The sequence below is a fragment of the Deltaproteobacteria bacterium GWC2_65_14 genome (genome assembly GCA_001797615.1).
GTDB lineage: Bacteria > Desulfobacterota > Deferrimicrobia > Deferrimicrobiales > Deferrimicrobiaceae > GWC2-65-14.
The window spans coordinates 36,701-45,009 of sequence record MGPV01000019.1; the positions used below are offsets into that span (position 1 = coordinate 36,701).

Annotated in this window: 6 protein-coding genes and 1 pseudogene (1 of these 7 cut by a window edge); all 7 read left to right on the plus strand. The window is 63.6% G+C overall.

The window, feature by feature from the left end:
• Positions 1–2,230 (plus strand): annotated as a pseudogene (locus A2X88_05155) (isoleucine--tRNA ligase); it begins 548 nt to the left of the window's first position.
• A 6-nt stretch (positions 2,231–2,236) separates the two neighbouring features.
• Positions 2,237–2,737, plus strand: coding sequence for a signal peptidase II (locus A2X88_05160; GenBank protein OGP35010.1), 501 nt, complete (start codon positions 2,237–2,239; stop codon positions 2,735–2,737).
• A gap of 130 nt (positions 2,738–2,867) precedes the next feature.
• Positions 2,868–4,595, plus strand: coding sequence for a hypothetical protein (locus A2X88_05165; protein OGP35004.1), 1,728 nt, complete (start codon positions 2,868–2,870; stop codon positions 4,593–4,595).
• A 15-nt stretch (positions 4,596–4,610) separates the two neighbouring features.
• Entirely contained in the window at positions 4,611–5,159 is a 549-nt protein-coding gene (locus A2X88_05170) for a hypothetical protein (GenBank protein OGP35005.1), read from the plus strand.
• Between the two features lie 2 nt (positions 5,160–5,161).
• Positions 5,162–6,520, plus strand: a complete 1,359-nt coding sequence (locus A2X88_05175) for a Fis family transcriptional regulator (GenBank protein OGP35011.1) — start codon at positions 5,162–5,164, stop codon at positions 6,518–6,520.
• Between the two features lie 335 nt (positions 6,521–6,855).
• The gene (locus A2X88_05180; protein OGP35006.1) at positions 6,856–7,569 is read left to right on the plus strand and encodes a hypothetical protein; all 714 of its coding nucleotides are present in this window, start codon (positions 6,856–6,858) and stop codon (positions 7,567–7,569) included.
• Positions 7,570–7,582: 13 nt separating this feature from the next.
• Positions 7,583–8,257, plus strand: a complete 675-nt coding sequence (locus tag A2X88_05185; protein ID OGP35007.1) for a hypothetical protein — start codon at positions 7,583–7,585, stop codon at positions 8,255–8,257.
• Positions 8,258–8,309: the final 52 nt, after the last annotated feature.

Below are 8,309 nucleotides of genomic sequence, written 5' to 3' on the forward strand. Positions count from 1 at the left end.
GGTCTACTGGTGCGTCACCTGCAGAACCGCCCTGGCGGAGGCAGAGGTAGAATATGCCGACCACACCTCCCCCTCCATCTTCGTGAAGTTCCCCTTCTCCGACCCGCCGGAGAAGATCCACCCGTCGCTCGCCGGGAAGAAGGTGTCGTTCGTCATCTGGACGACGACCCCCTGGACGATCCCGTCGAACCTCGGGGTGGCGCTCCACCCGGAGTTCCGGTACGCGGCGGTCGAGGCGGGCGGCGAGGTCTACGTGGTGGCCGAGGGGCTCGTCGAGAGGTTCCTGGCCGGAACCGGGCTTCGCGGCGGAAACACGATCGCGACCTTTCACGCACCGCCGCTGGAACGGCTCCGCTGCAGGCATCCCTTCCTCGACCGGGACTCGATCCTGGTGCTGGCCGACTACGTGACGCTCGAGGCGGGGACCGGCTGCGTCCACACCGCGCCGGGGCACGGGCGCGAGGACTACGAGACGGGGCTCAAGTACGGGCTGGAGATCTACGCCCCGCTCGACGACTCGGGGCGGTTCCTTCCGGACGTCCCCCACTTCGCCGGGGTCGGGGTGTTCGCCGCGAACCCGATGGTGAACCGGAAGATCGCCGAGGCGGGCGCCCTGCTCCGGCAGGACGAGGTGACCCACTCCTACCCGCACTGCTGGCGCTGCAAGCAGCCGGTGATCTTCCGGGCGACCAAGCAGTGGTTCATATCGATGGACCGGACCGGGCTCCGGGAGAAGGCGCTGGAGCAGATCCGGAAGGTCGAGTGGATCCCCGCGTGGGGGAAGGAGCGGATCGACGGGATGATCGCGAACCGCCCCGACTGGTGCATCTCCCGGCAGCGGGCCTGGGGAGTCCCGATCGCGATCTTCCAGTGCGAGCCGTGCGGGGAGGTCCTGCTCGACCGGAAGCTGGTCGACCACGTGGCGGGGATCTTCGAGAAGGAGGGGGCGGACGCCTGGTTCGACCGGGACGCCGCCGACCTGGTCCCTCCCGGAACCGCATGCCCCCGATGCGGCGCGAAGCGCTTCATCAAGGAGACCGACATCCTCGACGTCTGGTTCGACTCCGGCGTCTCCTACGCCTGCGTCTGCGAGGGGAAGGAGAACCTCGGGGTGCCGGTGGACCTTTACCTCGAGGGGTCCGACCAGCACCGGGGATGGTTCCACTCCACCCTGCTGGCGGCGGTGGGCACCCGGGGGATCGCCCCCTACAGGGCGGTCCTGACCCACGGGTTCGTCGTCGACGGCAAGGGGGAGGCGATGCACAAGTCCAGGGGGAACGTCGTCGCCCCCGAGGAGATCATCCGGAAGCACGGGGCGGAGATCCTGCGCCTCTGGGTGGCGGCCGAGGACTACCGCGACGACATCCGGATCTCCAAGGACATCCTGGACCGACTCACCGAGGCCTACCGGAAGATCCGGAACACGGTCCGCTTCCTGCTGGGGAACCTGTACGACTTCTCCCCGGAGCGGGACGCCGTCCCCTACGGGAAGATGGAGGAGATGGACCGTTTCGCGATGATCCTCTACCACCGCCTCGCCGGGAAGGTACGCCGGGCCTACGAACACTACGAGTTCCACGTCATCTTCCACGCGGTGAACAACTTCTGCGCGGTCGAGATGTCGAGCTTCTACATGAATGTCCTCAAGGACAGGCTCTACTGCGGGAAGGCGGACGACCCGGCCCGCAGGTCGGCGCAGACCGCGCTGTTCGAGATCTGCCGGGGGCTGCTCACCCTGGTCGCCCCCGTCCTGTCGTTCACCGCGGAGGAGGCGTGGGGGTACCTTCCGGCCTGGCCGGGGAAGCCGGAGAGCGTCTTCCTGGCCGACCTGCCGGAGGCGGTGGAACTGCCGGGGAGCGCGGAGATCGCCGCTCGGTGGGAGCGGATCCTCGCCCTGCGGTCGGAGATCGCGCAGCCGCTCGAGGCGGCCCGGAAAGAGAAGCGGATCGGCAGCGACCAGGACGCCCTCGTCACCGTGTCGCCGGGCCCCTTCGCCGACCTGTTCCGGAGCCACCTCCGGGAGATCCGGGACGTGCTGACCGTTTCCGGGGTCGCCGTGGGAGAGGTCGACGGGGGATACGCGAGCGCCGCGTATCCCGGGCTTGCCGCGCGGGTGGAAAAGGCTCCCTGGGCGAAGTGCGAGCGGTGCTGGAACCATACCCCGGAGGTCGGCTCGATCGCCGCCTCCCCGCAGCTGTGCGGGCGGTGCGCCGCGACGGCCGGGGGGTAAGTGTCCCTGTTCCGGAAATTTCGCGGCCCCGTGCTGGCCGCGCTCGCGATCGCGGTCGCGGACCAGGCGTCGAAGGCCTGGATCGTGTCCCATTTCGAGCTCTACGACGCCCGGGCGATATCGGTCCGCTTCTTCCACATCGTCCACGTGCGGAACACCGGGGTGGCCTTCGGACTGCTCTCCAACCTGGACCCCCGCTGGGTGCACCCCCTGCTGCTGGCGGCCACCCTCTTCGCCGTGGCGGGGGTGCTCGCCTACATCCACGTTCTTCCCCATCACGGCCCCGCGCCCTGCGGCCTCGGGCTGATCCTGGGGGGAGCGGTCGGAAACCTGATCGACCGCGCACGCTTCGGGTACGTGGTCGACTTCCTCGACGTCCACTGGTACCACCACCACTGGCCCGCCTTCAACGTGGCCGACATCGGGATCACCGCCGGAGTCATCCTCCTTCTCCTGGACATGTTGTTCTGGTCGAAAGAGGAGGAGGGCGCATCCCGTCCCTCCTGAGGCAGGAGCGGCCGGCCCCCGCTTGTTTTCTCCTTCCCGAAGCGTATACTGTATACAAATTTGATCGACACGTTCCCACATCGTGCAATTCGCGAATGTCCCGTGTACCGCATCGGAGTGATGCCGCAGAATGCACACGGATCGGAAACCTCTGCTGTTCGGGATACCTTCCGTCCCCCTCGGGGGCGGCACGTCCCCGCCTGTTGCCGGAACGCCCGCCGGGCCCCCTTCCCCCGATCCTCTGAGGACGCCGCCCACCGACGTCACGGCGGATGACCGCGGCACGAAATGGTACAATAGCATCGAGTTCAAGATCATCCTCTCCGTCGCCGTCGCCACCCTGGTAATCAACGGATTCTTCACGTTCCTGTATCTCGATCTCCAGGCAAGGCACCTCGACGAAACGATCCTGAAGAACGCCTCCCAGCTCAGCGAGACGATCAAGAAATCGATCCGCTTCGACATGATCGCGAACCGCAAGGAGAACGCGTACCGGATCATGGAGACCATCGCGGAGCAGGAAGGGATCGAAAAGGTACGGATCTACGGGAGCGAGGGAAGGATCCTCTTCTCGACCTTGAAGAGCGAACTGGGAACGATGGTGGACAAGAAGGCCGAGGCCTGTTACGCGTGCCATGCGAAGGACACCCCTCTCCTGAAGCTGACCACCTCGTCGAGGAACCGGATCTTCTCTTCCGACAGGGGGTACCGGATCCTCGGCATGATCAACCCGATGTACAACGACCCGGAGTGCTCCTCCGGGGATTGCCACTTCCACCCGGCCTCCCAGAACGTCCTCGGCGTGATCGACATCACCCTCTCGCTGGAGAAGGAGGACGCCGAGATTCGATCCGCGCGCCGGCAGACCCTCGTCTTCAATTTCCTGTCGATCCTGTCGATCTCGGCGATCGTCGTGATCTCCCTCATGGCCTTCGTGGGCAGGCCGGTCAAGCAACTCGTCCTCGGGACCAACCGGGTGGCCCGGGGGGACCTGAACCACGTCATCCCCATCCGTTCGAGCGACGAGATGGGACACCTCGCCCGTTCCTTCAACCACATGACGGCGAGCCTGCAGAGAGCGAACGAGGAGATCCACGAATGGATCCGGACCCTGGAGGACAGGGTCGAGACGCGGACGAAGGAGCTCAAGGACACCCAGTTCCAGCTGATCCACTCGGAGAAACTGGCCTCCCTGGGAAAGATAGCGGCAACGGTGGCCCACGAGATCAACAACCCGCTCACGGGGGTCTTCACCTACATCAAGCTCATGGAACGGAAGATCGAGGAAGGGAAGGACGCACCCCCCGACGTGGAGAAATTCCGGGAGTACCTCTCCACCATGAGCCGGGAGGTCCAGAGGACGAGCGCGATCGTCCACAACCTGCTCGATTTCACGCGCCCCAAGGAATTGAGCCGGAAAGTGGCCAACCTGAACTCCCTCCTGGACGAATCGCTTGTGATTGTCACGAACAAGCTGGTCCTCTCCAACGTCAAGGTCGATAAAAAGACGGAGCCCTTGCCGGACATTCCGGTGGACCCGTCGCAGATAAAGCAGGTGTTCATCAACATCATCATCAACGCGTGCGAGGCGATGGAGAAAGGAGGGGTCCTCACCATCACGACCCAGCACGACCCCGCCCGTAACACGGAAACGGTGACGTTCGCCGACACCGGCCCCGGGATCCCGCCCGAGGACCTGTTGCGGGTGTTCGACCCGTTCTACACCACCAAGGAAAAGGGAACGGGGCTGGGGCTATCCGTCGTCTACGGGATCGTCACGCGCCACAACGGAAGGGTCGATGTCAGAAGCGGCCCCGGCGGAGGGACGCAGATGGCCATCATCCTCCCGACAAACTGACAAGGGACCGGGGAGATCGACGACGCCATTTACATCCGGCCGGTGGGAATGATACCCGACGCCATGCTTACGATGCTGCAGGACCATTTGCGGGACTACCTCTCCCTCCCGGTGAGGACGATGAGGGCGATGCCCGTGCCGGAAGGAAGCTACGAGAGGAACCGGAACCAGTACAACTCCACCCGGATTCTCCGGGAGATCCTCACGGAGACTCCGGCCGACGCGATTAAAATCGTCGGGGTCATCGACAAGGACCTGTGCATCCCGATCCTGACCTTCGTCTTCGGAGAAGCCCAACTGGGGGGGGTGGCATCGATCGTTTCGATCGCGAGACTTCGGCAGGAATTCCACGGGCTCTTCCCCGACGACGGAATTCTGTTCGACCGTCTCGTGAAGGAGGCCCTTCACGAACTGGGGCACAATTTCGGCCTCATTCACTGCCACGACCGGGAGTGCATCATGTACCTGTCCAACACCGTGCGGGACGTCGACCGGAAACGGAGCACCTATTGCGGAAGCTGCGACTCCGCCCTGTATCTGAAATCCGAACCGTGGAGGGCCTGACCATGGAGCCGAAGGTGAACATCCTGATCGTCGACGACGAGGAAATCGTCCGGGAATCCCTGGCGAGCTGGCTCAAGGAGGACGGATACGAGGTGGAGGCCGCCGAGAACGGGGCCCGGGCGCTGGAGCGCCTTCCGGCGAAGGACTGGAATCTGGCCATGGTCGATCTGAAGATGCCCGGCATGGACGGGATCCAGCTGATGGACGAGATCCGGAAGGCCCGGCCCGAGACGATCGTGATCATCATGACCGCGTACGCGACGGTGGACACCGCCGTGCAGGCGATGAAGAAGGGAGCGTACGACTACATCGTGAAGCCGTTCAACCCGGAAGATCTCTCCATGACGATCCGGAAGATCATCGAGCACCAGAAGCTGGTGAAGGAGAACCTCTATCTCCGGAAGGAGCTGAAGAAACAGTACCGGCTCCACGACATGGTGAGCAAGAACCACAAGATGATCGAGATCTTCGAGCTCGTCAAGACCGTGGCGAAGAGCAACTCGATCGTGCTCGTGCAGGGGGAGAGCGGGACCGGGAAGGAACTCCTTTCCCGGGCCATCCACATGGAGAGTCCGCGGAAGGACGAGCCCTTCGTGTCCGTTTCGTGCGTCGCCCTCACGGAGAGCCTGCTGGAGAGCGAGCTGTTCGGTCACGAAAAGGGGGCCTTCACGGGGGCAGACCAGGCGAGAAGCGGAAAGATCGAGCTCGCCAAGAACGGCACGCTCTTCCTCGACGAAATCGGGGACATCAGCCTCAAGCTGCAGATGGACCTGCTCCGGGTCCTCGAGCAAAGGGAGTTCCAGCGGGTCGGGGGAAACCAGATGATCCCCATCAATTCCCGGATTATCGCCGCCACGAACCGGGATCTGAAGAAGGCGATCGAGGAAGGAAGGTTCCGGGAGGACCTCTATTACCGGCTGAACGTCATCTCGGTGCACATCCCGCCCCTACGGGTAAGGAAAGAGGATATCCCTTTGCTCGTGGAGCACTTCGTCGACCGGTTCAACATCGAGATGGGGAAGAACGTCGAGGGGGTGGTCGAGTCCGCCATGCGCCTGCTCATGGACTACGGCTGGCCGGGAAACGCGCGCGAATTGCGAAACGTGATCGAACGGGCGATGGTGGTCACGAAAGGGAGGATGATCCTCGATGCCGACCTGAGCCTCCCGCAGGCTCCCGGAGTGTCCGAGAGCCGCGGGAAATCCCTCTCCGAAATGGAGAAGGAGCACATCCGCCAGGTCCTCAAGGAGAACCGGTGGAACATCATCCGGTCCGCCCAGGTGCTCGGGATCGACCGCGTCACGCTCTACAACAAGATCCGGAAATACGAACTGAAGAAGGAACAGGTGTTGAATACGTAAACTTGCCGTTGCAGAGGTCAACACCCCAACTCCCCGGAAAATCAGCCGGAAATTTTTCTACAGGGAAACCGTAGAGAATCTCTACACTCCCCGCCTCTCTCCGCGAACATTCCCTCCCCTCCTGTTCGCCGGGAATCGCATGGTTTTTCGGACATCTATGAGTCCCTGATCTCCTCGCTTCCGTTCGGGCACGGTCATTGCCTTGGAATGGAGGCAAGAGAGGAGGTGGAGAAGATGGCATACCTCATCCTCGCATTCGTCTACCTCATCGAGGGGGCATGGGCAGGGTTCAGGACGGCATGAAAGGAATCGCCGCGAAAAAAAGGGGTGCGCCGATGGGAGAGGACAAGTGCCCGTTTCTCGAGATGACGACGGTGACGTTCTGCAAGGCGTTTCCCGTCAAGAAGATGATCCCGGTCGACCGGTCCGCCTCTCTGAAAGGCATGTGCCACACCGAGGAATACCGGCTCTGCTCCGCCTTCCGGGAGATCGAAGGCCACGGAAGCGCAGTGGAAACCGTCCGGGGGTTCCTGCTCCGCCCCGACTACTACTTCCACCCCCGGCATCTGTGGGTTTCCCCCGGAATGGAAGCCGATGCCGAGGCGAAGGTGGGGGTTGACGATTTTTCGCAGCGGCTCGTCGGCAGAATCAACCGCGTCTCCCTTCCGCCGGAAGGCTCCGTCGTGAAGGACAACAGCGTCTGCTTCCTTCTCCACTCCGGCGACAGGACGGCCCGGATGGTGGCGCCGGGGGACGGAATCGTCTGGGCGATCAACAAGAAGGTGGCCGACGACCCGGGAACCATCAACCGCGACCCCTACGGGGACGGGTGGATCTTCTCGATGCGCCTCCCCGGGGAATGGATCCCGCGCCTCTACCACGGAAGCGTGGCGCGGCAGTGGCTCGACTGGGAGGCGGAAAGGCTCCACCGGATGTTCAGCAACGACCTGGGGATCACCGCGACGGACGGGGGGGAGACCCTCCCGGACATCAGCAGCCGGTTGAACGAGGCGCAGTGGAGCAGGATCGTCGCACTGTTCCTGGGATAAGGAGGTGAAGGAAATGGTGCTCATACTCATACTCGTGACGATCGCCGCCTTTCTCCTCATCGAACTTGCGATCCACTTGAGAAGGGAGAAGGCAAGGGAAAGGGCGGGCGAAACCGCTCCGGCGCTCCTGCCCGTTGCGCTGCCCGAGTTCCGCATGCCGGGCGGGCTCTTCTACCACAACGGGCACACGTGGGCCCACCTGACGCCCGCGGGGGAAGCGCAGATCGGCATCGACGATTTCGCGCAGGGGATCATCGGGAGGATCGACCGGATCGAACTTCCCCGGCCCGGGGCGGTGCTCCGGCAGGGCGAGAAGGCGTTCACCGTGGTCCAGGGGAACAAGAAGATCGACTTCGTCTCTCCCCTCGACGGGATCGTCAGTTCCGTGAACGACGATGTGAACGCCGACACCCGAATGCTCAAGAAGGACCCGTACCGGTCGTCCTGGCTTCTCGCCGCGATGCCGAGCAACATCTCGCAGAACCTGAAGAAGCTTCGGATCGCCGGGGACGCCGCGGCCTGGCTCGAGAAGGAGCTGATGGTTTTCCTCGAGTTCATCACGCTCCACCGGGCAACGCCGCAGGAAGTGGGGGTCACGATGCAGGACGGGGGTCACGTGATCGAGGGCGTCATGGAAAAGATCGACGGGGAGCTCCTGCAGCTCCTGGTCCGGAAGTTCTTCCGGTAGGGGCCCCGGCCGAACGGGGCCCTAAAACGACAGGAGGCAAACCGATGAGTGT

Coding starts and splice junctions, on each gene's coding strand:
- A2X88_05175 (OGP35011.1), top strand. CDS start 5,162: ATGGAGCCGAAGGTGAACATCCTGATCGTCGACGACGAGGAAATCGTC.
- A2X88_05180 (OGP35006.1), top strand. CDS start 6,856: ATGGGAGAGGACAAGTGCCCGTTTCTCGAGATGACGACGGTGACGTTC.
- A2X88_05185 (OGP35007.1), top strand. CDS start 7,583: ATGGTGCTCATACTCATACTCGTGACGATCGCCGCCTTTCTCCTCATC.
- A2X88_05165 (OGP35004.1), top strand. CDS start 2,868: ATGCACACGGATCGGAAACCTCTGCTGTTCGGGATACCTTCCGTCCCC.